Origin of the sequence: Oerskovia gallyi (assembly GCF_014836745.1) — a bacterium.
Taxonomy (GTDB): Bacteria; Actinomycetota; Actinomycetes; order Actinomycetales; family Cellulomonadaceae; genus Oerskovia; species Oerskovia paurometabola.
Window position 1 is genome coordinate 33,045 of the sequence record NZ_JACSQE010000005.1, and the last position, 23,632, is coordinate 56,676.

At 73.5% G+C, this 23,632-nt stretch carries 21 protein-coding genes; 15 read left to right on the forward strand and 6 right to left on the reverse strand.

Going from position 1 to position 23,632, the window contains the following annotated elements; genetic code table 11:
• Positions 1-68: 68 nt before the first annotated feature.
• From zapE to H9640_RS07425, 9 genes are all read left to right on the forward strand, one after another.
• The gene (gene zapE / locus H9640_RS07385) at positions 69-1,163 is read left to right on the forward strand and encodes a cell division protein ZapE (protein ID WP_318243694.1); all 1,095 of its coding nucleotides are present in this window, start codon (positions 69-71) and stop codon (positions 1,161-1,163) included.
• A 142-nt stretch (positions 1,164-1,305) separates the two neighbouring features.
• A complete protein-coding gene (locus tag H9640_RS07390) occupies positions 1,306-1,890 on the forward strand; it encodes a dienelactone hydrolase family protein (protein ID WP_191790084.1) in 585 nt (194 codons plus the stop codon).
• Positions 1,891-1,945: 55 nt separating this feature from the next.
• Positions 1,946-4,594, forward strand: coding sequence for a helix-turn-helix transcriptional regulator (locus tag H9640_RS19425; RefSeq protein WP_191790085.1), 2,649 nt, complete (start codon positions 1,946-1,948; stop codon positions 4,592-4,594).
• A gap of 337 nt (positions 4,595-4,931) precedes the next feature.
• A complete protein-coding gene (locus H9640_RS07400) occupies positions 4,932-6,014 on the forward strand; it encodes a glycosyltransferase family 2 protein (RefSeq protein WP_191790086.1) in 1,083 nt (360 codons plus the stop codon).
• A 73-nt stretch (positions 6,015-6,087) separates the two neighbouring features.
• Entirely contained in the window at positions 6,088-7,176 is a 1,089-nt protein-coding gene (locus H9640_RS07405; protein WP_191790087.1) for a hypothetical protein, read from the forward strand.
• A gap of 122 nt (positions 7,177-7,298) precedes the next feature.
• Positions 7,299-8,198, forward strand: coding sequence for a universal stress protein (locus H9640_RS07410; protein WP_191790088.1), 900 nt, complete (start codon positions 7,299-7,301; stop codon positions 8,196-8,198).
• Between the two features lie 208 nt (positions 8,199-8,406).
• Entirely contained in the window at positions 8,407-8,976 is a 570-nt protein-coding gene (locus H9640_RS07415; RefSeq protein WP_307824271.1) for a SigE family RNA polymerase sigma factor, read from the forward strand.
• The gene (locus H9640_RS07420; RefSeq protein WP_191790089.1) at positions 8,973-9,986 is read left to right on the forward strand and encodes a hypothetical protein; all 1,014 of its coding nucleotides are present in this window, start codon (positions 8,973-8,975) and stop codon (positions 9,984-9,986) included. Before H9640_RS07415 ends, H9640_RS07420 begins: the two co-directional genes overlap by 4 nt.
• 126 nt (positions 9,987-10,112) lie before the next feature.
• Positions 10,113-10,511: an arsenate-mycothiol transferase ArsC gene (locus tag H9640_RS07425; RefSeq protein WP_191790090.1), complete on the forward strand. Its 399-nt coding sequence runs from the start codon at positions 10,113-10,115 to the stop codon at positions 10,509-10,511.
• Between the two features lie 16 nt (positions 10,512-10,527).
• Here the strand turns inward: H9640_RS07425 and H9640_RS07430 are convergent, their stop codons facing one another.
• Entirely contained in the window at positions 10,528-12,315 is a 1,788-nt protein-coding gene (locus tag H9640_RS07430) for an AMP-binding protein (RefSeq protein ID WP_191790091.1), read from the reverse strand.
• Between the two features lie 217 nt (positions 12,316-12,532).
• Between H9640_RS07430 and H9640_RS07435 the strand changes: the two genes are divergently transcribed.
• The 3 genes from H9640_RS07435 to H9640_RS07445 are packed head-to-tail and all read left to right on the forward strand — an operon-like array spanning position 12,533 to position 15,065.
• A complete protein-coding gene (locus tag H9640_RS07435; RefSeq protein ID WP_191790092.1) occupies positions 12,533-13,150 on the forward strand; it encodes a hypothetical protein in 618 nt (205 codons plus the stop codon).
• Positions 13,147-13,836 carry a SigE family RNA polymerase sigma factor gene (locus tag H9640_RS07440; protein ID WP_318243695.1) on the forward strand — a complete coding sequence of 230 codons (690 nt, stop codon included), beginning with the start codon at positions 13,147-13,149 and terminating at the stop codon, positions 13,834-13,836. Before H9640_RS07435 ends, H9640_RS07440 begins: the two co-directional genes overlap by 4 nt.
• Entirely contained in the window at positions 13,833-15,065 is a 1,233-nt protein-coding gene (locus H9640_RS07445; protein ID WP_191790093.1) for a hypothetical protein, read from the forward strand. The genes H9640_RS07440 and H9640_RS07445 overlap by 4 nt, the downstream gene beginning before the upstream one ends.
• 1 nt (position 15,066) lies before the next feature.
• On the opposite strand, the gene H9640_RS07450 is transcribed toward H9640_RS07445, so the two are convergent.
• From H9640_RS07450 to H9640_RS07460, 3 genes are all read right to left on the reverse strand, one after another.
• Positions 15,067-15,927 carry a 2,3-bisphosphoglycerate-dependent phosphoglycerate mutase gene (locus tag H9640_RS07450; protein WP_191790094.1) on the reverse strand — a complete coding sequence of 287 codons (861 nt, stop codon included), beginning with the start codon at positions 15,925-15,927 and terminating at the stop codon, positions 15,067-15,069.
• Positions 15,928-15,955: 28 nt separating this feature from the next.
• Positions 15,956-18,922, reverse strand: coding sequence for a helix-turn-helix transcriptional regulator (locus tag H9640_RS07455; protein WP_191790095.1), 2,967 nt, complete (start codon positions 18,920-18,922; stop codon positions 15,956-15,958).
• Between the two features lie 161 nt (positions 18,923-19,083).
• Positions 19,084-19,254 (reverse strand): hypothetical protein, encoded by a 171-nt coding sequence (locus H9640_RS07460; protein WP_191790096.1) that lies wholly within the window; start codon positions 19,252-19,254, stop codon positions 19,084-19,086.
• A gap of 391 nt (positions 19,255-19,645) precedes the next feature.
• Here H9640_RS07460 and H9640_RS07465 point away from each other — a divergent pair, with 391 nt between their 5' ends.
• Positions 19,646-20,308, forward strand: a complete 663-nt coding sequence (locus H9640_RS07465) for a hypothetical protein (RefSeq protein WP_191790097.1) — start codon at positions 19,646-19,648, stop codon at positions 20,306-20,308.
• On the forward strand, positions 20,305-20,679 hold the full coding sequence (locus H9640_RS07470) for a UBP-type zinc finger domain-containing protein (protein ID WP_191790098.1): 375 nt from the start codon (positions 20,305-20,307) through the stop codon (positions 20,677-20,679). Before H9640_RS07465 ends, H9640_RS07470 begins: the two co-directional genes overlap by 4 nt.
• 58 nt (positions 20,680-20,737) lie before the next feature.
• On the opposite strand, the gene H9640_RS07475 is transcribed toward H9640_RS07470, so the two are convergent.
• Positions 20,738-21,748 carry an LLM class flavin-dependent oxidoreductase gene (locus H9640_RS07475; protein WP_318243696.1) on the reverse strand — a complete coding sequence of 337 codons (1,011 nt, stop codon included), beginning with the start codon at positions 21,746-21,748 and terminating at the stop codon, positions 20,738-20,740.
• Positions 21,749-21,783: 35 nt separating this feature from the next.
• Complete coding sequence (locus H9640_RS07480; protein WP_191790099.1) at positions 21,784-22,368, reverse strand: sugar O-acetyltransferase; 585 nt, start codon at positions 22,366-22,368, stop codon at positions 21,784-21,786.
• A 66-nt stretch (positions 22,369-22,434) separates the two neighbouring features.
• Here H9640_RS07480 and H9640_RS07485 point away from each other — a divergent pair, with 66 nt between their 5' ends.
• Positions 22,435-23,583 (forward strand): serine hydrolase domain-containing protein, encoded by a 1,149-nt coding sequence (locus tag H9640_RS07485; RefSeq protein ID WP_191790100.1) that lies wholly within the window; start codon positions 22,435-22,437, stop codon positions 23,581-23,583.
• Positions 23,584-23,632 lie beyond the last annotated feature (49 nt).

The window sequence follows — 23,632 nt, forward strand, 5'->3', positions numbered from 1 at the left end:
CCCCCCCCCCCCCCCCCCCCCCCCCCCCCCCACGGACGGTCGCGAGCCCGTCGCGTACCCTCGGACGCGTGGACGAGGCGCGACCGAGGGACCTGATCGACACCCCGGCGGACCCGCCGACCGTGGTGCGCGACGCCGTCGGGCAGGACGCCGCCCGGCGCGGCTTCTCGCTCGACCCCGGCCAGGAACCCGCGGTCCTGGCCCTCGACGCCCTGGCGGGACGGCTCGACGCCCCGGCACCCGACGCGCTGAGCGGCCTCTACCTGTGGGGGCCCGTGGGGCGCGGCAAGACCTGGCTCATGGACGTGTTCCTCGCGACCGTCGCGGGGTCCGGCGGCAGCGCCTGCGTCCGTGTCCACTTCCACGACTTCCTGCGCCGCCTGCACGGCGAGCGTTTCCACCGCGGGTCGATCGACGCCGCGCTCGACGCGATCCTCGGCGAGGCCCGGCTCGTGTGCTTCGACGAGTTCCACGTGCACGACGCGGGCGACGCCATGCTCGTCGCCCGCGCCGTCCGCGTCCTCGACGAGCGCGGGGTGCGCGTGGTCCTGACGTCGAACTACCCGCCGTCGGGCCTCATGCCGAGCCCTGCCTACCACCACCTGTTCGTCCCGACGATCGACCTGCTGACCGCGCGCCTCGACGTCGTCGAGATCGGCGGCGACCGCGACCACCGGCGCTCGCCGAGCGAGGACCTGCGCGGATTCCGTGGCGGTGCGTTCGTGTGGCCCGCGACGGACGCCCGGCTCGCGGCCGCCGGCCTCGCACGCCCCGAGCCCGCCGAGGCGACGACCGTGCGCGTCGGGTCGCGCGAGCACCCTGTCCTCGCCCTTCGGGACGCGATCGTGTGGCTCGCTTTCGAGCACTGGTGCGCGGGACGCACCGCGGTCTCGGACGTCCTGCACCTCGCCGACCGGTACGGGTCCGTGGTGCTCGACGGCGTACCGGCCCTGGGCGCGCAGGCCCCCGACACGGGGCAGCGGTTCGCGAACCTCGTCGACGTGCTGTGCGACCGCGACGTGCCGCTGCACGTCCTGGCCCACCAGGACCCCGACGAGACGCTGCGCCGCCACGGCGAGGAGGGCGTCGCGCTCGACGTCGGGCGCACGGCGAGCCGCCTGGCGCTGCTGCGACGGCTGGGGCCGGTGCCGGTCGGTCGCTGAGGCAGCGCCGCCCGGTGCGGCACCCAGCACTCCCGCACCTCCCGGTCCTCCCGCGCCCCCGCGCCCGGCGCGCGTGGGCGGTCTGCGCGATGATCGGGAGGGCGGCGTCGCTCCCCGGCGCCCGTGACGCGAAGGAGCCCCCATGGCCGAGGTACTGCTCTTCCACCACTCGCTCGGGCTGACGCCCGGGGTCCGCGCGTTCGCCGAGACGCTGCGCGAGGCCGGGCACGTCGTGCACCTGCCGGACCTCTACGAGGGCAGGACGTTCCCCGACATCGAGAGCGGCATGGGATACGTCGAGCAGATCGGGTTCGACACGATCCTGGCCCGCGGCGCGACGGTCGCGGACGGGCTGCCCGAGGAGCTGGTCCTCGCCGGGTTCTCGCTCGGGGTGGTGCCCGCACAGATGCTCGCCCAGACCCGCGAGGGCGCACAGGGAGCCCTGCTCTTCTCCTCGTGCATCCCGACGTCGGAGTTCGGCGACGGCTGGCCGCTCGGGGTCCCCGTGCAGATCCACGGCATGGACGCCGACCCGATCTTCGTCGACGAGGGAGACCTCGACGCCGCCCGAGCCCTGGTCGAGGCTGCGCCCGGCGAGGCCGAGCTGTTCCTCTACCCGGGGGACGCGCACCTGTTCGCGGACGCGAGCCTGCCCTCGTACGACGAGCACGCGGCTCGCCTGCTCACCGAGCGGGTCGTCCGCTTCCTCGACGGGATCGGGCGCTGAGGACCGACGGGCGCGGGCGACACAGCAGGCCGCGCCTGGTCCCCAGGGTGGGTCGATGAGCCTCCCCACGCCCCGCGTGCCCCTGCTCGACCTCGTCGCCCGGGCGATCGCTGCCGGGACGTCGGTGTCGGTGGTCGGGCTGCCGGGCTCCGGCCGGTCGACGCTCCTCGACCAGGTCCGCGATGCTGCGGACGACGACGGGTGGCACGTGGTCCGGGTTCCCGGCGCCGGTGGGATGGGGGACCGTCCGCTCGAGGGGCTCGTCCTCGCGGGTCTCGTCACGGGGCCCACCGGCTCGCTGGGCGCGTTGGCGACCGCGGTGGAGGACGTGGCCCGGGCCGCAGGGACCGGCCGGACGCTCTTCGTGCTCGACGACGTGGACGCCCTGGACGACGCGTCGGCAGCGGTGGTCGCTGCCGTCGTCCGGCGCGTCGGTGCGAGCGTCGTGGCGACCGTGCGGCCGCCGTTCCCGGGGGAGCGATCGGTCGAGCGGGTGCTCCTGGGACGCGACGCGACCGTGCTGTGGATGCCGGTGCTGCCGTTCGAGGAGGTGCACCGGATGGCGTCCGAGGTCCTCGGGGGCCAGGTGGACTCCGACGTGGCCGGTCGGGTCTACTCCCTGTCGGGCGGGCTGCCGGGAATCGCCCGGTCGATCGTGCTCGAGGCCCGTCGTGCGGGGCACCTGACGGAGTTCGAGGGACGGTGGATCGCTCGGCGCGACCTCTGGACGCCGGCTCTCACGGTGGCCGTCGGGCGCCTGCTCGGGGATCTCGGCGAGGAGGCTCGCGACGGGCTGGGCATCTTGTCGACGCTCGGCCCGGCCGAGGTCGCGACCGTGCGCCGACTCGTCCCGTGGCCCGTGGTCGTCACCCTCGACGACCACGGGCTCGTGCGGCTCGTCGAGGAGGAGGACCGCTCGCTCGTCGTCGTCTTCCCACCGCTGCTCGCCGAGCACCTTCGGCACACCGGGCACGGGGCGAGGGGGCTCCATGCGCTCGAGGCGATCAGCGCCACGCTCGCGGTGGACGACGACGAGGCGACGGCCCTTCGACGGCCTCTGCTGGGCTCGCCCATGGGCTGGTCGTCGTCCCCTGAGTCCGCGGCGATCCTCGGCCGCATCCTGCGGGAGCGGGCCGCGACCCAGCTCCTGGTCCACCGGGAGGCGTGGCGGCGCGAGCCGACCAGCCGCAACACGGTGCTCTACCTGGACGCCCTGCTCGTCGACGGGGCCCCGGCGGAACGGATCAGCGAGGTGCTCGCCGAGACGCGCAGGCACGAGGCGGTCGAACCACCCGGGTACGTGGCGTTCGTGCGGGCCTGGGAAGCGGGCTACCGAGCGCTCGTGCTCCACGACGCGCGGGGGGCCCTGACCGGGCTGTCGGACCTCGCAGCCCACGACGTGGCCGGCGAGGCCCCGCTCTTCGACGCCATCGCGCAGCACGTCCGCCTCGTCGTGGAGGTCGGCGGGCACGCCGAGCAGGCGGCGGCCTGGTCCGAGCGTGGACAGGACGCTCCCACGGCACCTCGTGCGGACGACATGCCCTCGCGAGCGGAGGACGACGGCCTCGTCCGCGCCCAGGGCGGGATCCTGATCCAGTCCGACGACGTCGTGCGGCTCGTGCGCGGCGAGTCGCTCCTCGCGCAGGGTCGCGTCGTCGACGCCTGGCACGAGCTCGCCGAGGTGACCCTTCCCGAGACGTCGCCGAGACAGGACGCGGCGTCGCTCGTGCCCCAGGCGCAGATGCTCTCCGGGCAGATCGTCGCCGCGACCGACCGGTCCATGCGGCTCCTCGACGAGGCCCGCGGCACGCTCGAACGGGACATGATCGAGCCGCACGGCTACGTGGTAGCCCTGGGCCTGTTCCTGCAGGGTCGGTTCACGAGCCTGCGAGACCACCTGACGAGCATCTTCGCGATCAGTGCGCCCGCCCCCCTGCGGCCGACCACCCGCGCGGGACTGCTGACGCTCGCGGCGGCCCTGTCCTTCCTGGAGGGCAACGTCCGCAGCGCCAGGTCGCTGGTCTCGCAGCTCGAGTCGATGCGTCTGGTGGGAGCGTTCACCCCGCTCGCACGCCCCGCCGTACCCCGCGCGGTCCTGGCCCTCTCGTCCGGGGAGGGCCCCCGCGAGGCCACCCGGGAGGCATGGGACGACGTCTCCTCGCTCATGGACCGGGGGCATGTCCTGGCGGCTGTCTTCGACGGCGCGCTGCTCGTCGACCTCTGGCCGGACCAGGACCGTGCACCCCGGCTCGCCGCCCTCGCGCTCGGCGCGCAGGGCACCGTGCTCCCGGCCCTCGGCCGCTACCTCCTCGCCGCGGCGGAGCGCGATCCCGAGGCGCTGCTCCGGTGTGTGGACGACCTGAAGGACCGACGGCTCGTCGTCTACGCCACGCGCGCCCACACGGCGGCCGTCAGGCTCCTGCGCGAGGACGGCCAGAGCGCACGGGCGACGGCCGAGTCCGCGCGGCTGCGCACCGCCGCGGAGCAGGTCGGGGACGAGCTGGGCCTGCTCGTCGCGACGTCCGACACGTCGGGGCTCACCCCTCGGGAGGCCGAGGTGGCCAGGCTCGTCGCCGACGGGCTGAGCAACCGGGAGGTGGCCGCGCGTCTCGTGCTCAGCGAGAGGACGGTCGACAACCACGTCTACCGGATCTTCCGCAAGCTCGGTGTCGGCTCGCGCGACGAGATCGGACGGTGGCTCTAGCCGGGTCGTCGACCCAGGCCACCCCGGCAGGTACCCAGAGGGCCCGCCCCCCGGGCACCGGGCGCCGGACCGTGGTGCTCACGTGCCCCCTGCCAGGGTGCTTATGTCCTGCCATGCCCCGGCTGAGTGCCGCCCGCGTCGCGGCACGGTGGTTCCACCGACGAGGGAAAGGTGGAACCGTGTACCAGCTGGGTACGACTCAGGCAGGAGCAGCACTGGCCACGACAGGTGCCGTGGCGACGGGATTCTCCGTGGTGGCTGCGTGGACGCTGCTCGTGGTGGGTCTCGCGCTCGTCACGACGGCGCGCGTGCTGCGCAGGCGGCACGCCGTCCAGCGATGACGGCCGCGGCTGCGCCTCGGGTCGTCGCCGTGGTCCCCGCGCACGACGAGGCCGAGGCGCTGCCCGGCACGCTGGCGTCGCTGCGGGCCCAGACGCGTCCGGTCGACCGGGTGCTGGTCGTGTCCGACAACAGCACCGACCGCACGGTCGAGGTCTCACGCGCGCTGGGCGCCGACGTCGTGGAGACCGTGGGCAACACTGGCCGCAAGGCCGGTGCGCTCAACCAGGCCCTGGCGGTCGTGGACGCGGAGAACGTCCTGGTCCTCGACGCCGACACGTCGATCGCCCCGACCTTCGTCGAGGAGGGCCTGGCCCTTCTCGACGAGGATCCCGCGCTCGGAGCCGTGGGTGGCGTCTTCCGCGGCACCCCGCCCCGTTCGGTGCTCGAGCAGATGCAGTCCAACGAGTACGCGAGATACGCGGTGCAGATCGACGTGACCGGACGGACCGCGGTCCTGACGGGCACCGCTGCGCTGATCCGGACCGAGGCGCTCGCGGACGTCGCACGCCACCGCGGCGGGCGGCTCCCGGGACCGCCGGGTGCGGTGTACGACCCGGGGGCCATCACCGAGGACTCCGAGCTGACGCTCGCGCTGCGCACGCTCGGGTACGGGCTCGCGTCGCCGCTGAGCATGTCCTGCACGACCGAGCTCATGCCGACTGCCCGGGACCTCCACCGTCAGAGGGTGCGCTGGTACAAGGGGATGCTCGACAACCTCCGCAGCTACGGGTTGACCCGGGTCACGGCGCGCTACGTCGGGCAGCAGGTCATGCTCGCGCTCAGCGCGTTCATGCTCATGTCCCTCGTGCTCCTCACCGCGCTCAGCGTCGCGACGGGTTCCTTCCGGATCGTGCCTGCGTGGATCGCGGTGGGTGCAGTGCTCGTCGCCGAGCGACTGGTGACGGTGTTGGACAACGGACCCAGGGCGCGGTTGCTCGCCGCGCTCGTGCTGCCGGAGCTCACGTACGACATGTTCCTGCAGGTCGCCTACCTGCGTGCCTGCCTTCTGGCGGTCGCTGTCCGAGACGTGGGATGGCACCACGTGCAGCACGCTCGGGGGGCTCCCGCAGCGGCCTGAGCCCCCTCCACGTGCCCGGTGCCCCGGCACTACCCCATGACCCCTGACGAACTCAGAAGAAGAGGAGTGGACCATGAACAACCCGACCATGCCGGCGGCAGCCCTGGCGCTGCTGCTCACCACGGTGCCCGTGGCTTCGCAGGCGTCGGCGGAGGGCGCGACGTCCCCCACCGCGGCCGCCGTCGACATCCCCACCGCGTCGGTGATCGACGCGATCCCGGACGCGGCGCAGGACTCGGCGCAGGCCACGACGACCGAGACCGAGTCCGGCGCCGAACAGGAGGTCCCGGACGTGGCAGAGGTCGCCGACGGCGATACCGACGAGGCGCCCGCCGAAGACTCGCCGGTCCCCACGGACCTCGTCGATACCGTCGATCCCGCTGCCGGCGAGGCGACCGTCCCGACCGAGGAAGCAACAGAGACCGAGGCGGCCCCGGAGAGCGTCGCCCAGGACTGTGCCGACTGCGAGGCGAACGGCGACCGGATCGTCGTGACCCCGGGGTACCAGGACGACGGCATCTACCGGCCGTTCTGGTGGGAGGCCGACGGACTGCACTTCGACGACCAGATTCCCGCGAGCGGCTACGTCAACATCAACGTGCCCGGCGCGCAGAACGTGAGCATCGACAGTCACCGCGAGCTCATCGGTGCGACCTTCATCCCCTGGTCGTACTTCGGGCTGGAGCCAGGGATGTGCATCAGGTGGACCGAGTCCAACGGTTACGACTATCACTTCGGTGAGGACAACTCGGGTCGAGGAGGGGTCGACGAGAAGGACTGGGAGTTCTGCGTGCCCAGCGCCCCGGAGCCGGACCCCGAGCCGGAGCCGACCCCCGAGCCGACTCCCGAGCCGGAGCCCGAGCCAAAGCCGGAGCCGGAGCCCGAGCCGGAGCAGATTCCCGAGCCCGCCGTCCCGGCGGTCCCGCTCGCGCCGACGGTCCTGGAGACCCCGTCCTTCCCGACCGTGACACTGGTCGAGCGGCCGTCCGAACAGGCCACGCCGACCTCTCTCCGTGCCGTGGAGCACGCCACGACGGCGCAAGTCCCCACCGGCTCCCTGGCGACGACCGGTGCGAGCACGGTCGCGGCGGCCCTCGCCGCGGGCGCCTTCGGCGCCGGGGCAGGGCTCGTGGGCATCGCTCGGCGTCGGCGAGGCCGATAGCCAGAGGCCGAGGCGGAGCGGAGCGACCTGACGCCGCCGGGTCGCTCCCTCCGCCCGCAACCGCAACCGCACCCGTACCCCCGCACGACCTGGCAGGTACCTGCCGGAACAGGAGAGACGTCATGACCATCGCACCGGTCGTCGTCGGCATCGACGGTTCGAGCACGAGCCGTCAGGCGCTGACGTGGGCCGCGCAGGAGGCCCGCCTGCGAGGAGCGCCTCTGCGCGTGATCCACGCCCGCCGCCGTCCCGCGTCCGACCCGGTCTTCGAGGGAGGCTTCTGCCTCCCGCCGATCGTTCCCGAGCCGGGCCCCGACGTTCCCCTCGACACTGCCCGCGACCTGGTGCACGAGACGGCTCCCGGGGTCCCCGTCGAGGCGTGGGTTCTCGAGGGAGCAGCGGCATCGGTCCTCCGGGAGGAGGCCGAGAACGGCGCCACGCTCCTCGTCGTGGGTTCACGCGGCCACGGGGCGCTCGGCTCGCTCTTCCTCGGTTCGGTGAGCGCTCGGCTCGCTGCGGACGCAGCGGCTCCCGTGGTCGTGGTCCCGCCCGGGGTGTCGCCTCGGAGCGACGGTCCGGTCGTGATCGGCGTGGACGGATCCACGCACTCGACGGCGGCGGTGCGGGCGGCTGCGCTGGAGGCGTCGGTCCGCGGGGTGCCGCTCGATCTCGTCTGCGCGTACACCGTCGCGGCGGACCTGCTGACCAGCCCCCTCGTCGCGCGGTCGGACGCGTTGCGGACCGAGTCCACAGATCGGGCGCGGCGCGTCGTCGAGGCGGCCGCGCAGACGGCGCACGAGGCGCACGAGGGCGTCGAGGTGCGGACGTTCGTCGTCGAGGGGACTCCCTCGGACGCGATCGCCCAGGTCGCGGGCGACACGGCCTCGCTCGTCGCGGTCGGTTCGAGGGGGCATGGGAGAGTGCTCGGCCCCGTCCTGGGCTCGGTCAGCCAGTCGGTCCTGCACCACGCGCGGTGGCCTGTCCTGGTGGCCCACGGCGACGTGCCCGACGGCGAGCGCTGACCCGTCCGCCGACGTGGCCTCTGCGCGCGACGCGAGCCGCGCGAGCGGTCAGACGGAGAGGTGCGTGAGCATCTTCCGGGCGCCTGTACCGTGCGGAAAGCGCGGCAGGCCGCTGCCCGCGACCGCCGCCACCAGGTCGACCGGGCAACCTCCGTGCCCGGTCGCACGTGTTTCCGGTGTGACGACATGGACAAGTGAGGGGGCGCTCGTGACGGGCGACAACGCCGAGGACCACCGGCTCCCTGTGGAACACAGCGAACGCCGGACCCGCGACGCGGAGTTCTCGGCCTTCATGGCAGAGGCAGAGCCGCTGCTCGTGCGGACGGCATGGTTGCTGTGCGGCGACGGGCACAGGGCGGAGGAGCTCGTGCAGACGGCGCTCGTGCGCACGTACGTGGCGTGGCCTCGGGCCAAGGCGACCGACCCGCTCGCCTACGCGAGACGGGTCATCGCGAACGCGCGGATCGACTCGTGGCGCAAGCACCGCCGTGAGCAGCTCCTCCCACCCGAGGACCTGCCCCCGCTGCAGGTGTCCTCCAGCGAGCATGCGCACGCCGAACGCGAGGAGCTCGTGCAGGCGCTCCTCCAGCTGAGCGTGCGTCGTCGTCGGGTGATCGTCCTGCGCTACCTGCTCGACCTGCCCGAGCGGCAGGTCGCGGACGACCTCGGCATCAGCCTGGGAACCGTGAAGTCCACCGCTTCGCGCGGCCTCGCTCAGCTTCGCGTCCTGCTCACGACGACGGACGCCCCGACCACCTCGAAGGAGACGACACGATGAACGACGACGAGCTGCTCGTCAGCAGGCTGCGGACCATGGCGGGGAACGTCCCGCCCGTGCCGATCGACCGGGCAGAGGTGCTCAGACGCGGGCGACGGCGTCGGGTGCTGCGGGCGAGCGGCACCACGATGGGTGTCGGCGTGCTGTGCGCGGGCCTGTACCTGGGCGCCGGCGGGGCCGGTGACGCGCCGGTGACGACGCTCGCGCCGGCCGCGAGCGGCCCGAGCCCGACCGCACCGGTCAGTCCTGCCGGCCCGGGGACGGTCGAGGCGCAGGGGGCCGTGGTCGACGAGGCGAGCGGGACGATCACGCTGCCTCTCGACTCCGTCCTCCTGGGGCGGCACGAGCACGCGACGATCACGTCCGCGCGCGAGGTGTATCTCGCGAGCTGCCTGACCGAGGCCGGGTTCGGGGACACCCTCGAGCTGGTCGGTCCGGTGCGCGTGCCGCCCGGGAACGGGAACGCGGAGAGGTACGGCGCGTGGCGGCTCGAGACGCTCGAGCAGACGGGGTACGGGGTCCAGGAGGAGGTCGACCCCAACGTCTTCCGGTCGTCCGGCCCCGCGGAGGCGCGTCGGGCCGAGTGCTTGGGCGAGATCCGGGCCCAGGGACTGGACTGGGACCCGAGCCAGTTCGAGGAGTCCGCTCCCACGGGGTGGACGCAGTACGACACCACGGGCGAGGGACGCGCCGTGCTCGCGGAGTGGCGGCAGTGCCTGACGGACGCGGGCGTCGAGCCGCCGGCAGAGGGCCAGGGCATGGTGCCCCCTGCCGCGGTGGGCGCCTCGCTCGACGAGCAGGTGCGGATCGGCAGGATCGACGTCGCGTGCAAGGACGAGCTCGACGTCGTCCAGCGCCTCGCGGACGTCGACGCGGCGGGGCAGTCCGAGTACATCGCGCGTGCCGGGGACCAGCTCGAGCAGCGCCGCTCGGTCGAGCAGGCGGCGCTCGCGGCGTCGCAGGCCTACCTCACGTCGCAGGGTCTCTCGATGGACGACCCGGCCTGGTGACCTCGGGGCTCTCGTGGCGCACCCTCGGGGGTGCGCCACGAGACGCCGGTAGCCTGGGTCTCATGACCGGCACGGCCCACGGGGGGCCTGGCCACGGCCGGTCGGCCGACGACCAGGAGGACCCCTGTGAGCACCCCCCGATCCGTCCTGTTCGTCTGCGTCAAGAACGGCGGCAAGTCGCAGATGGCCGCCGGGCTGGCCCGGAAGATCGCGCCCGACGTCCGGGTCGACTCGGCCGGGACCTCCCCGGGGTCGAGCCTCAACGCGCTCTCGGTCGCCTCGCTCGAGGAGGTCGGCGTCGACCTGTCGGGCGAGCACCCCAAGCCCCTGACCCCCGAGCTGGTCGCGGCCGCGGACGTCGTGGTCGTCCTCGGCCGGGAGGCGCAGGTGACCACCGACGACGGGACGCCCGTCGTGGTCTGGGACACCGACGAGCCCTCGCTCCGGGGGATCGAGGGCATGGAGCGCATGCGGCTCGTACGTGACGACATCGCGGCGCACGTCCGGGACCTGCTGGCTCCCTGACGGACGGAGAGGACCGTCAGGCGGTCGGGGCCGCGCCGCCCGTCGGGTGCCCCGGCCCGTCGCCGTCGGTCGGCTTGCCCAGCACGTTCTCGCGGACGACGCGGCGCAGCACCTTGCCGATCTGCGAGCGGGGCAGGTCGGGCACGACGAACAGGTGCTTGGGCAGGGCGTAGCGGGCGAGCTTCTGCTCGCCCCACTCGCGCACGGCCGCGAGGTCGATCGGGAGCCCGCTCGCGGTGCTCTGGTCCTCGTCGAGCACGACGGCCGCGGCCACCCGCTCGTCCGAGCCCTCGCCGGGCAGTCCCACGACGGCGACGTCCCGGATCCCGGGCATGAGGCGCAGGTGGTCCTCGACCTGCGACGGGTAGATCTTGAACCCGCCGGTGATGATCATCTCCTTGATGCGGTCGACGAGCGTGACGACGCCGTCCGCGTCCACGGTCACGACGTCGCCCGTGCGCAGCCAGCCGCCGTCGAGGAGCTGGTGAGCCGTCTCCTCGGGGCGGTTCCAGTAGCCCTGGAAGACCTGCGGCCCGTGGATGAGCAGCTCGCCGCGGACCGTGCCGGTCTCGTCCGGTTCGACGTCCTTGGTCGGGTCGTCCTGGTCGACGACCCGGATGTCGGTGCTCGGGAACGGCAGGCCGAGCGTGCCGGGGCGGCGGTCGGCCGAGACCGGGTTGCCGAGCGCGACGGGGGACGTCTCGGTCATGCCGTAGCCCTCGATGAGCAGGCCGCCGGTCGCCTCCTCCCAGGTGCGCGCCGTCGTCGGGCTGATGGGCATGGCCCCCGCGAACGCGAGCCGGATCGAGTGCAGGTCGACAGGCTTGCCCGCCGCGCGGGCCTTGGCGGCCGCGGCGGCGATGCGGTCGAACATGGGCGCGACGCCCGGGAGGAAGGTCGCGGGGCGACGCTTCTGCGCGGCCAGGAACGACTCGGCGTCGAACTTGGGGAACGCGACGAGCGTCGCGCCGATGCGCGCGGGCAGGGTCAGGCAGAACATGAGGCCGAACGCGTGGAAGAACGGCAGGACGCCGTAGACGGTCTCCTCGCCCTCGCGGAACGACGCCCACGCCTGGCCCTGCACGGTGTTCGCGACGAGGTTGCGGTGCGTCAGGACCGCGCCCTTGGGCGTGCCCGTCGTGCCGCCCGTGTACTGGAGGAGGGCGACGTCGTCGGCCTCGGGCTGGGGGGTCGACGGGTCGAGCGGACCTGCGCTCGCGACGAGCCGGTGCCAGTCGGGGACGCCTGCCGTCGCCGGGCCTCGCAGCGCGGCCTTCTGCGTGCGCGCCGCCGTGACGGGCAGGTGCAGCGCGATGCGCTTGACGAGGGGCAGGTCACGGGCGATGTCGACCGACACGACCGTGCGCAGCCCGGTGCCCGGCTTCGCGGCGAGGACCGTCGGGACGGCCTTCTGCCAGACGAGCGCGACGGTCGCACCCGAGTCGGCGAGCTGGTGGGCCAGCTCGTCGGACGAGTAGGTGGGGTTGTGCTCGACGACCGTCGCACCCAGGCGCAGCGCGGCGTAGAACGCGACGAGGTGCGAGGAGCTGTTGGGCATGACGAGCGCGATCCGGTCGCCACGCCCCACGCCGAGCGTGGACAGGGCGCTCGCGGCGCGGTCCACCTTCTCGGCCAGGTGCGCGTACGTGACGGTCGCACCGAAGAAGTCGACCGCGACCCGGTCGGGCCAGCGGGCAGCCGCTCGGGCGAGCGCCGCGGTCACGGGCTCGTCGGGGACGTCGACGGTCGCGGGAACCCCTGGGGAGTACCGACTCAGCCAGGGCTGCTTTGCCAAGGTGTTCACTACTACACCGTAACCTACGGATGCGTAGGTTATGTGTGCGGCGCGTGCGAGGAACCTCGGCGGAGCCTGTGAGCACCCGGGAGAAGAACTGGGACCCGGCCGGGTGGAACCTTCGTGCCCTCGGCTGCGTGTACTGGTCGTGAGGACAACGTACCGACCCCCGCCGAGAGGTTCCGGCGCACGGGGGGCAGGGGGCACCAACGCGTCGTCCGGACCCGTGACAGCGAGGTCTCGAGCCGTCAGGGGGCGGCTCCGGGACAGGCTGGGCAGCGGGCCGGCGGGGTCGGTCGTCGTCGTCGCGAGCGTCGGGGGCTCGCTCCTCGCGGTCGGCCTGACCTGGCCCTCACCACAACCCGTCCTCAGCGTGGTCCTCCTCGCTCTCGCGCTGCCCGTGTGCGCGATCATCGTCCGGTGGTCGCTCGTGTCGCACCGCGTGACGGTACGCGGCGCCCGGGTCGTGACGACCGACGACGACAGGGGGTGGCTGGTCGTGCGCAGACCGCTGGGCACGGTGCTGCTGGACGGCTCGCGCTTCGGCGTCCTCGATGCGCAGCGGGCGCTCGCGGACCGGGTCGTGGCCGTGCACCTGTCCGGCCGGGCCGAACGGGCCGAGATCCTCGGACTGCTCGACCGCATCGTGGCCCTGGACCGGCTGGAGCACGGGACGGCAGGACCCGTGGCAGGCGACCGGAGCAGGTTCACGCCCGAGCAGAGATCGCTCCTGGGCAGGCACGTCCGCGACGGCCTGACACGGGACGTCGAGCTGCTCGAGTCCCGGCGGACGGGCCCCTCGACCGGAGACCTCCGGCCCTCGGTGCCCGGGGCGCTGCCGTGACGGCGGTCATGCCGCTCGTGGGCGGCGGCGACCTGCAGGGCGGTCCGCGACGAGTGCCCGACGACGCCGCACCGGACCTCTTCGACCAGCAGTTCGACGAGGGGTTCCCTGCCGAGGACGGCGAGGGCGGCGGCGTGATCCTGCGTGCGAGCCGGAACGCCGAGTTCACGGCGTTCATGGAGCAGGCCGTCGGCCCGCTGCACCGCATGGCCTACCTCCTGTGCGGCGACCAGCACCGCGCCGAGGAGCTCACGCAGCAGACGTTCGAACGCACGTACCGGGCATGGTCCAGGGCCCGCGACGGTGACCCGCTCGTCTACGCGCGCAGGATCCTCGCGAACCTGCGGGTCGACACGTGGCGGCGTACCCGCCGCGAGGTGCTGTCCGGCCCGGACGACCTCCGCGACCACTCCGAGGGCACGACCGACGCGCCGCGCGCCGGCTCCTCGGTGGGTGCGGCGCCCGCCACCGTGGACGACCGCGACCTGGTGGTCCGCGCCCTCCTGCAGCTCCCCCTCAAGCAACGCCGTGTCGTGGTGATGCGGCACATGCTCGACCTCTCGGAGACCGAGGTCTCCACAGAGCTCGGCATCCCGGTCGGCACCGTGAAGTCGACCGCGTCCCGGGCGCTCGCCCGGCTCCGCGCGATCCTCGACGACTCCTCCCGGAAGGGCAGCTCCTCATGACCGGACCGCACGACGACCTCTTCGACCGTCTGCACGCTGCGGCCGACTCCGTCCCGCCCTCGACGCTCGACCTGCCCGTCGTGCTCGTCACGAGCCGACGCAAGGCCACAGCCCGGCGGGCCGTCACCGGGACCGCGGTGCTCACGGCGTTCGCCGTCCTGGGCGTCGGGGTCGCGAGCGGCCTCCCCAGCCAGGTGGCTCACGAGCTCGACCCCGCGGCGGCCTACGAGACCTTGAGCACCGAGATCGTGCATCGAGAGATCGCTCCCGGGATCACGGCCGTGGCGGAGGCGGCGGCCTACGAGCTGCCGGACGAGACCGTCGTGCTCGACACGGGCATCGAGACCGGTGCGCACGGCGACCGGTTCCTCATCATCTCGACGGTCGAGTTCTCGGCCGGTGGTCCGTTCGAGGACGCGACCGTCTCGAACGACCCGCGGACCGGGCAGATCCTCGATGCCGCGGTGGCAGAGGGGGCCGAGCCGTCGCAGGACCCCAAGGATCCTGCCTACATCCAGCAGATGGCAGATCTCGGCTACGCACCGCGAGAGACACAGCGCTTCCAGGTGGTCGCCGGGGACGAGGCCGAGCTCCGACGGCTCCGAGCAGGCGCCGAACCGACGACGGTCCTCGTGCCGGTCCTTTCTTCCGCCGCAGTCGTCGAAACCGAGGGGGGCGAGTTCGTCTTCGGCGCCGCGACGAACGAGCTGTTCGACGACGAGCCGAGCGCGTTCGTCTCGTCCTGGGAGCCCATCACACAGGCCGACGGGAAGACCGGCACGTTGCTGCTCGTCCCCACGCTGACGATCCCCGAGCGGGCGCAGGCCCCCTTTGCTCTCGCGCTGACGGGGGAGACCGCGTTCGAACCCCGGATGACGGCCTCGTTCGGGGACGGCCCCCGGACGACGGGGGCTTGCACGGAGCTGGTCGACGGGTGCGCGGTGTCCTACGACGCGCAGAGCCGGGTCGCGATCCAGAGCCAGGAGCAGGATCCCCGGTGGGCGGCGCTCCTTGCGACCGGGCCGTACGAGGACGTCGCCGTCCTGGACGCGGGCGGCAACCAGGTCCTGTTCCGGTGCCGCGCGGCTGACGACACCACCGAGGGGTCCTTCCGGGAGGGCCTCACGACCGAGCAGGAGGACCGCATCATCACCAGCACCGCTGACCTGACCTACTGCAAGGTGGAGAGGAGCCCCTCGGACGACGGAGGCCTGCGCGTGGGCTCGTGACTCACGTCCCGCCGCGCCGCTCCAGGTCGGCCAGCTCGGCCGCCGCACGGTCCGCGTCGAGGTAGAGCCCGCCGCGGTGCACGGGCACGAGGTGGCCTCCGGCCGCCTGAGCACCCGGCTGCGCACCCGGGTGGGGCTCCCCGCCCGGGTGTGCGGCGTCGTCGGGCACCTGGCGCTCGAAGCGGTAGACGAGCGGGAGGCCCGTGGGGACGTTGAGGACCTGGACCTCGGGGGCCGTGAGCCGGTCGACGAGCATCACGAACGCGCGCAGCGAGTTGCCGTGCGCCACGACGAGGAGGTTCTCGCCGCGGTCGAGGGCCCGGCGCACCGTCGCCCACAGCGGCGCGAGGCGGTCGACGACGTCCGCGAGCGACTCGGTGTCGCGACGCATGCCGACCCGGGCGGCGTCGGGCAGGCGGGAGAAGGTGTCCGCGACGGCCGCCGCGGCCTCGCTGCCCTCCTCGACGGGCGGCGGCCGGTGGTCGAACGAGCGCCGGTACTCCCAGTACGCGGTCTCGCCGAACTCGGCCCGGACGGACTCGCGCAGGTCGTCGGTGAACGCGCCGTAGTGCCGCTCGACCAGACGCCACTCGGGGACCAGGGGAGGCGGCCCCGGGAGTCGCGCCGCGACGATCGCCGCGGTCGCCGAGGCACGCACGAGCGGCGAGGTCAGCACGCGGCGCGGGACGAGCGTCGGGTCCTGCGCGCAGGCCGCGGCGAGTTCCGAGCCCGCCCGCTCGGCCTCGCGGACGCCGTGGTCGGAGAGGTCGACGTCGAGCAGGCCCGTGAACCGGTTCTCCGCGTTGTAGACGCTCTGCCCGTGACGCAGCAGGACGAGGGTGCCAGGGGCCGGGGCGCTCATGGCGACCAGCGAACCACACGCGCCGCCGTCAGACCTCGATCAGCCCCCGGTGGTGCGCGATCGAGACGGCTTCCGTGCGGCCCGAGGCGCCCAGCTTGGCCAGGACGTTCGAGACGTGGACGCTCACGGTCTTGCCGCTGATGAACAGGCGCTCGCCGATCTGCCGGTTGGTCAGGCCCTGCGCGACGAGCAGCAGGACCTCCTCCTCGCGGTCCGTCAGCACGGTCGTGGCGCCGCGGCGCAGGCCCGGCAGGTCCAGGCGCCCGCGGCGCGCGAGGTCCCGCAGCGCGCTCGCGAGGGGCGCGGCGCCCATGTCGTCGGCCTCCTCGAGAGCCTCGCCCGCCTGGGCGGCGGCGCCCTCGCGGTCCCCGACGCCCAGCAGCGACTGGGCCCAGCGCCAGCGGGACCGCGCGATCTCGTAGCGGTAGCCGTAGTCGAACGCTGCCGTGGCCTCCTGCCACAGGAGCGGGTCGTTCGTCCCCGTGAGGCGGCTGTGCTCGGCGCGGGCCCGCACGAGCCACGCGATGCCCTCGGGGCCGAGCCGGCCACCGCGAGGACGTCCCCGCTGGGCCGTGGTCTCCGCCGCCGTGAGGAGGGCGTCGCCCTGCGCGACCAGGTCGTCCACGGGGGCGCCCACGAGGCGGCGCTCCTCGGTCGCGTCGGCCAGCGCCGTCAGGGCGAGCGCCGAGATCCAGATCCGGCCCAGGAAGTAGTCGCTCCACGTGCGGCCCAGGTAGACGATGAGCTCCTGCGCGAGCGCCAGGGCCTCCTCGCGCTGGCCCGTCCAGACGAGCGCGTCGATCATGCACCCGCCCGCGATGAGCGCGATCTGCCCGTCGCGCCGCCACTCGGGACGCAGCGCGCGGGCGCGCTCGATCACGCCCTCGTCGCCGCGCGCGACGGCCGCGTAGAGCTGGGCGGCCGAGAGCGCGGCGACCGCGCTCGGGGGCATGGGGTCGGGGGACGTGGGCGGCGGGCGGAGGTCGCCCGTCGCGTACCGGACGAGCTCGCCGAAGAGGCGGAGCTCGACCCCGTACCCGTTCCAGCCGAGCCCCGCCGCGACCGCGTGCTCGAGCCCCGTGTGCGCCTCGACGAGCGCCTGCTCGAGGTCCCCCGAGTAGTAGCGGTTGGCCGCGATGTTGTACCAGCAGCGCATCTCCGTGAGGAGGTCGCCCGCGGCCTGGGCGCGCTCGCGCGCGTTGGCGAGGAGCTGGGCGGCGCGGTCCGCGTCGTCGACCTCGAGCACCGCGAGCGTGGTCAGGGCGTCGGCCTCGACGTCGGGGGCGTCGATCGCGCGGGCCACCGCGATGGCCTCTTCGGCGGTCTCCTGGGCGACCACGTCCATGTCTGCCCGGTCGAGGTTCATCGCGGCGCGGGCGCGGGTCGCGAGGGTCCACGCCCGGTCCTTCGACGGGGGCTCGGTGGGCAGCACCGCGAGGGCCGCGGCCGTGTGCTCGATGACCTCCTCGACGTGCTCGATCCCGAGCAGGTGCAGGGACAGCACGTGACGCAGCGACGCCTGCCGCAGCGGGTTCTCCGCGGTCATCTCGACGACCTTGCGCGCGATCGCGACCGCGCGGTCCGGCTCGCCCGCGCGGCTCGCCGCGGACGCCGCCGCGACGGCCACGTCGACGCGGTCCTCGCCGAGCAGGTCCGCGGCCTCGGGCACGACGTCCCACAGACGCAGGACCTGCTCCAGGTGCCGCAGCTCCTCGGCGGGCGCGAGGACCCGCCCGGCACGGCGCGCAGCCTCGCGGGACGCGACGAGCGCCGTCGTCGTCTCGTGCGCCGACAGTGCGTGGTGGGCCCGCTGCGCGGGCGAGCCGAGCGCCGGGTCCTCGGTGAGCGCGGCCAGGTACGCGCGGTGCAGCGCGACCTGCTCGCCGGGCAGGAGGTCGGCCGAGATGGCCTCGGCGAGCAGGGCGTGGCGGAACGCGATCCTGCCGCCGTCGACGGTCAGCACGTGGTGGGCCACGGCCTCGCGCAGCGTCGCGTCGAACGCCTGGTCGAGCGCGCCCCGGGTCGGGGGCCCGCCGGGGGAGCGCAGGCCGCCGAGCGAGAACACGCCCAGGTCCTGCCCGACGACGGCGCGCAGCAAGGGCTCGGCGACCACGCGTCCCGCGAGCGACGCGATGCGGGCGAGCTGCTGGACGTCGGGCTCGAGCTGTTCGAGGCGTGCGTGCAGGACGTCCGCGAGCGACCAGGGCAGGGCGTCGGCCTGCGGGCCGGCCTCGACCAGCTCCTCGGCGAAGTACGCGTTGCCCTCCGAGCGCTTCATGACGCGCTCGAAGTCGTTCTTGGGCAGCGACCTGCCCGCGACGGCGGTCGTGAACTGCTTGAGCTCGCCCGGCGTGAACGGGTCCAGGGCCAGGTGGTCGACGCGCGGGTGGCGGCGCAGCTCCGCGAGCACGGGGCGCAGCGGGTGGCGACGGTGGAGGTCGTCCGTGCGGTAGCTCGCGATGACGAGCAGGTGGTCGGCCCGCAGCCGCGCGAGGAGGAAGCGCAGGACGTCGCGCGTGGACGGGTCGGCCCAGTGCAGGTCCTCGATGACGAGGACGAGCGGGGCCCCGGGCTTCCCGGGGGCCGTGAGCGCGGCCGTGATGCTCTCGAAGAGCTGGAGACGTCCGGCCTGGTCCTCGCCGTTGCCGTCGAGGGACGAGGGGCCGGCGTCGAGGAGGCGGCCCAGCGCGGGCCGCGCGTCGATGGTCTCGTCGACGACCTCGTGGCTCGACCGGAGCTCGGACAGCGCCTCGGTGAACGGCAGGTAGGGCAGGCCGACGTCGCCGAGGTCGACGCAGTGGCTCACGACGACGGTGGCCCCCGTGCCCCGGGCGAGCTCTGCGGCTCGGACCAGGAGGCGCGACTTGCCGACCCCGGCGTCGGCGCCGAGGAGGATCGCACCGGGGTCCCCGGCGGCAGCGCGGCCCACCGCTGCGGCGATCACGTCGAGCTGGTGCTGTCGTGCGACGAAGTGGGCCTGGGAGGGGCGCGGCATACTGCCCATCCTCGCAGCGGCCTGTGACGTCTGCCACGACGTTTCCTGATACTCGCCGACCGGTGTGACGAACCCCTCCTCCGGTCCGGCCGGGAACCGGTAGCCCGGTGGCGCCGAGGGCGATGGTCGACCTCGGCCCACCCGACCGGAGGAGGGCTCCGTCATCCGGTCTGACCTGTGGTGCTCGCGTGGGTACTGTGCGTCTTGTGCCCCAGGCGGTGGCTGCGGAGCCAGTGCATCAGCACGTTCTCGTGGTGGTCGTAGTCCGCGCGGACCTGCTGCTGGCGGTAGGCCACCTCGGTCTCGAAGCCCATCACGTACATCTCGTTCATGGTCGTCCCCGTTCGTGCTCGTCGGCCGCGGACGTGGTGCCCGCTGTGATCCTCACTCTCGTGCTGAGTGGGCGCGTGGTGCATCGGTCGAGCGGGTAGGTTCTGGGCGGCTACCACCTCAGGCCCGACGGCGTATCTCGCCTGAGGTGGTCTGAGGTGCCTTAGGGGTGAGGTCGCCGGGTGACGTCCACCGGGACGACGCGACGGACGGGCCCTGTGTGCGGCCGAGGACCGCCCTGCGATCAACGTCATGGCCATGGCGCTCCCGGCCGGGTCCGGCCGGCGGGTAGGCCCCCACCCGTTGCCAACAACGGGTGCCGGTCGCAGACTGGAATGGACCGGACCCCTTGATGGAGGTGCCCTCGTGACATCGACGTACGACGTGCTACCCATGCTAGGACGCGGCAAGCACCGCAACCCGAAGAAGGGCGCGTGCTTCATGGAGCTCGCGTCGTACCTGGCCGGCGAGCGCTGGAGCGACCATCCCCAGTGCACGCACCCGCTGGTCGCGATGCTCGCGCGAGCGGTCAACGACCTCACGAGCGATGCGGCCAGGCCACGCCTGGCGATCCTCATCCCGTCCGTGATCGGGCTGCGGTCCGACGACCCGCGGTGGAGCGTGTGGATCTCGCTGCGCGCGGCCCAGACGGCGCTGCCCGTCTCGCCGAGCGACCGGCAGGACGTCCTCGCGGTCGCGATCATCGCGGGTGAGCGCATGCTCGACCAGCTCGAGGGCCGTGAGCCCGGCACCCGGACGCAGGAGTCGCAGGACGCCCTGAACATGGTGCCCCGCACGGCGGCGTGGGCCGAGTCGTTCTGCAAGGGGTCGCGGCTGCGTCCCGCACGGTTCGCGCGCGACGCCGCTCCGAGCATCGTCGCGGCCGCGGTCCAGGGCATCTCGGAGGCGGGCTCACGTGACGCCGACGACGCGCTCTACGAGCTGCTCTCGTCGACGATCGAGGCGGCCCGCGGCTGGGCCGCGGCCGAGCCCGCCGAGCCGCTCGAGCCCAAGGACTGGGAGCCGGTCGTCCGCAGCGTCGGGGCACAGGTTTGACGGCGGCCGACGACGGCGGCACCCCGGGCCTCGAGGAGTCCCTCGACCTGACGGTGCCGCCGAGCGGTCCCGGCTGCGCCGAGTGCGAGTCCTCCGGCGGCTGGTGGGTGCACCTGCGTCGGTGCGCGCAGTGCGGCCACGTGGGCTGCTGCGACACGTCGCCCTCGCAGCACGCCACGGCGCACTACCAGGAGACCGGCCACCGGCTCATGCGCACGTACGAGCCGGGCGAGGACTGGTACTGGGACTACGTCTCGGAGCAGTCGTTCGAGGGGCCGGACCTCGCTCCGCCGATCGCGCACCCGAAGGACCAGGCGACGCCCGGGCCTGCCCAACGGGTCCCCGAGAACTGGCGAGAGCTCATCCACTGACCGCTTCCGCCGAGAAGTGAGTTGATGCCCCGGATCTGCGCGGATCAGGGGCATCAACTCACTTCTCGGCGGGCGACACGACCCGGGCGAGTGCGTCGAGTCCTGCGAACGGGTCGTCCTGGCGTCCGGGGTCGGGGCTCGTCGGCACGACGACGACGCTGCTGACGCCGTTCGACTCGAGCGCGGCGAGCCGGGCGCGGACCACGTCGGGCGGGCCGACGATCGCGAGCTGGTCGACCCACTCGTCGGGCAGGGCCCGGGAGAACTCCTGCGGTGTCGACGTCGAGTCGCGCAGCGCCCGGAACTCGGTCGCGAACGGCAGCGGGTCGATCTGCGCGGTCCAGTCCGCGGCGCCGAACGTGGCCAGCGCGGGCCGGACGATCTCGCGGGCCGTCGCGACGTCGTCGTGCACCACGGCGAGGGCGAACGCGACGAGCGTGTGCTCGGGCGGGGCGCTCGGTCCGGCTGCGGCGCGGCCGCGCTCGACGGCCGCGCGGACCACGCCCAGGTACTCGGGGGTCACGGGCATGTCGAGGATCGTGCCGTCGGCGACGCGGCCCGAGACCTCCAGCGAACTGGGCCCACGCACCCCGTTGAGGACGGGAGGGGCGACAGCCGGAGGGCTGTACAACGCGACGTCATCGAGTTGTACGTAGCGTCCGTCGGTGCTGAGCCGCTCCCCGTGCAGCAGCGAGCGGACGGCGCTCGTGGTCTCCTCCAGCAGCGTCAGGGGGCTCGCCGGCCACACCCCGATCTGCCGCATCCACGCGGGCATCCCGTGCCCGATCCCCAGCAGCAGGCGGCCCGGGTGGAGCTCGGCCAGCGTCCCGGCCTCGAGGGCCGTCATGGCGGGGCTGCGGACCGCGGCCGGCAGGATCCCGATACCGACGCGGATCGACTCCGTGCGCGCAAGGATCGTCGCCGCCTGCGCGATCCCACCCCGGAAGAAGCAGTCCTCGACCACCCAGACCTCGTCGAGGCCGATCTCCTCGGCGCGCGACACGAACGGCAGCAGGTCGGTGATCGGCAGGTCGCGCGGCACGATCACGCCGAGACGAGGACGGGGCACGGTGGTTCTCCTTCGGGTAGGGCGGCGCGCGGACGTCAGCCGAGCGACGCGTCGAAACCGGTGGGGCGCAGGACCTTCGCAGGGACCCCGGCGACGATCGTGTCGGCCGGGACGTCCTTGGTCACGACCGCTCCGGCACCGACGATCGCACCGTCGCCGATGGTCACGCCCGGGACCACCGTGACCGATGCCCCCAGCCAGACCTTGCGTCCGATCCTGATCGGTGCGGGGATCATGTCCGCTCGGCGGGCGGGGTCGACGGCGTGGTTCAGGGTCGTCAGGGTGCTCCCGTGCCCGATGAGGGTCCCGTCCCCGATCGTGATGCCACCGGTGTCCTGGAAGCGGCAGCCACTGTTGATGAAGACGTCCCTGCCCAGGGTCAGGTTCTTGCCGAACTCGCAGTAGAACGGCGGGAAGACCGTGACCGACTCGTCCACGACGACTCCCGTCAGCCGCGACAGCAGACCGCGCACCTCGTCCGGCGTGCGGTACCCGGAGTTGAGATCGGCGACGCACCGCAGCGCCTCCTGGGCCGCTCCGTGCATGAACTCGTGCCGTGCGGACCCGCCCTCGATGAGTTCGCCGCGGTTCACGTGCTCCAGAAAGTCCTCGAGGTCCATCCTGCGATCCTGCCACTCCCACAATGCCCTGGCTCGACACGTCCCGTGAGGCCTACCGTCGAAGGCATGAGCCTCACGACAGGATCCTTCGCGGCGTTCGACGACCACCTCCGGCGGGCTGCCGCGGGGGACGACTTCTCGGGGGTCGTGCTCGTCTCCCGCGAGGGCGAGAAGCTGTTCGAGGGGGCCTACGGCCTGGCCTCGCGGCGTTGGGGTGTGCCGGTCAAGACCTCGACGCGCTTCGACGTCGCGTCGGTGACCAAGCTCTTCACCTCGGTCGCGGTCCTCCAGCAGGTCGCGGCCGGAACCCTCGACCTGGACGCCTCGATCCACGACCACGTCGACCTCGAGGGGACCCGCATCCCCCGGGAGGCGACCTTGCGCCACCTGCTGTCGCACACCTCGGGCATCGCGGACGACGCCGACGAGGAGGCCGGCGAGTCCTACGAGGCCCTGTGGGTCGACAAGCCGAACTACTCGGTCACGCAGACCGCGGACTTCCTGCCCCAGTTCGTCCACAAGACCCCGACGTTCCCTGTGGGCGAGGGCTGCCGGTACTGCAACGTCGGATACGTCCTGGCCGGGCTGGCGCTGGAGCGTGCCACGGGCCTCACCTACCGCGACTACGTCCGCGAGCACGTGTTCGCGCGCGCGGGCATGGCGTCGTCGGGCTTCTTCGACATGCGCGAGGCGGTCCCGGACGTCGCGGAGGGCTGGGAGCCCGTCCGCGCGGACGCGCCCGACGGCGACGCGGGCGACGGCGCGGCTCCCGTCGCGGACGGCGACGCGCCCATCGTGGGGTGGCGGCAGAACATCTACAGCTACCCGCCCATCGGCTCGCCCGACGGCGGTGCGCACGTGACGGCGGCAGACCTGGTCCGCTTCCTCGACGCCGTCCGGGCGGGCGAGCTCCTGCCGCCGGACCTCACGGACGCGTTCCTGAGCCCGCAGGCGCTGCACCACGAGATCCCGGACGCCCCGCCGGGCAAGGCGACCGCGGTGCACTTCGCGTTCGGCCTCGAGATCGAGGTCACCGCGGACGGGAGCGTCCGGTCGCTGTCCAAGGACGGGATCAACACGGGGTCGAGCGCGATCGTGAAGCACTACCCCGGGCAGGGCGGCGAGCCCGGTGTGACGATCGCGGTCGTGTCCAACAGCGAGGACGGCGCCTGGGACCCGATCAGATGGCTCGACGCCCTGGTCACCGGGGCGTAGCCGCGGGCGCGGCGTCGGTCGGGTGAAGCCTGGTTCCAGCCGGCGTCTC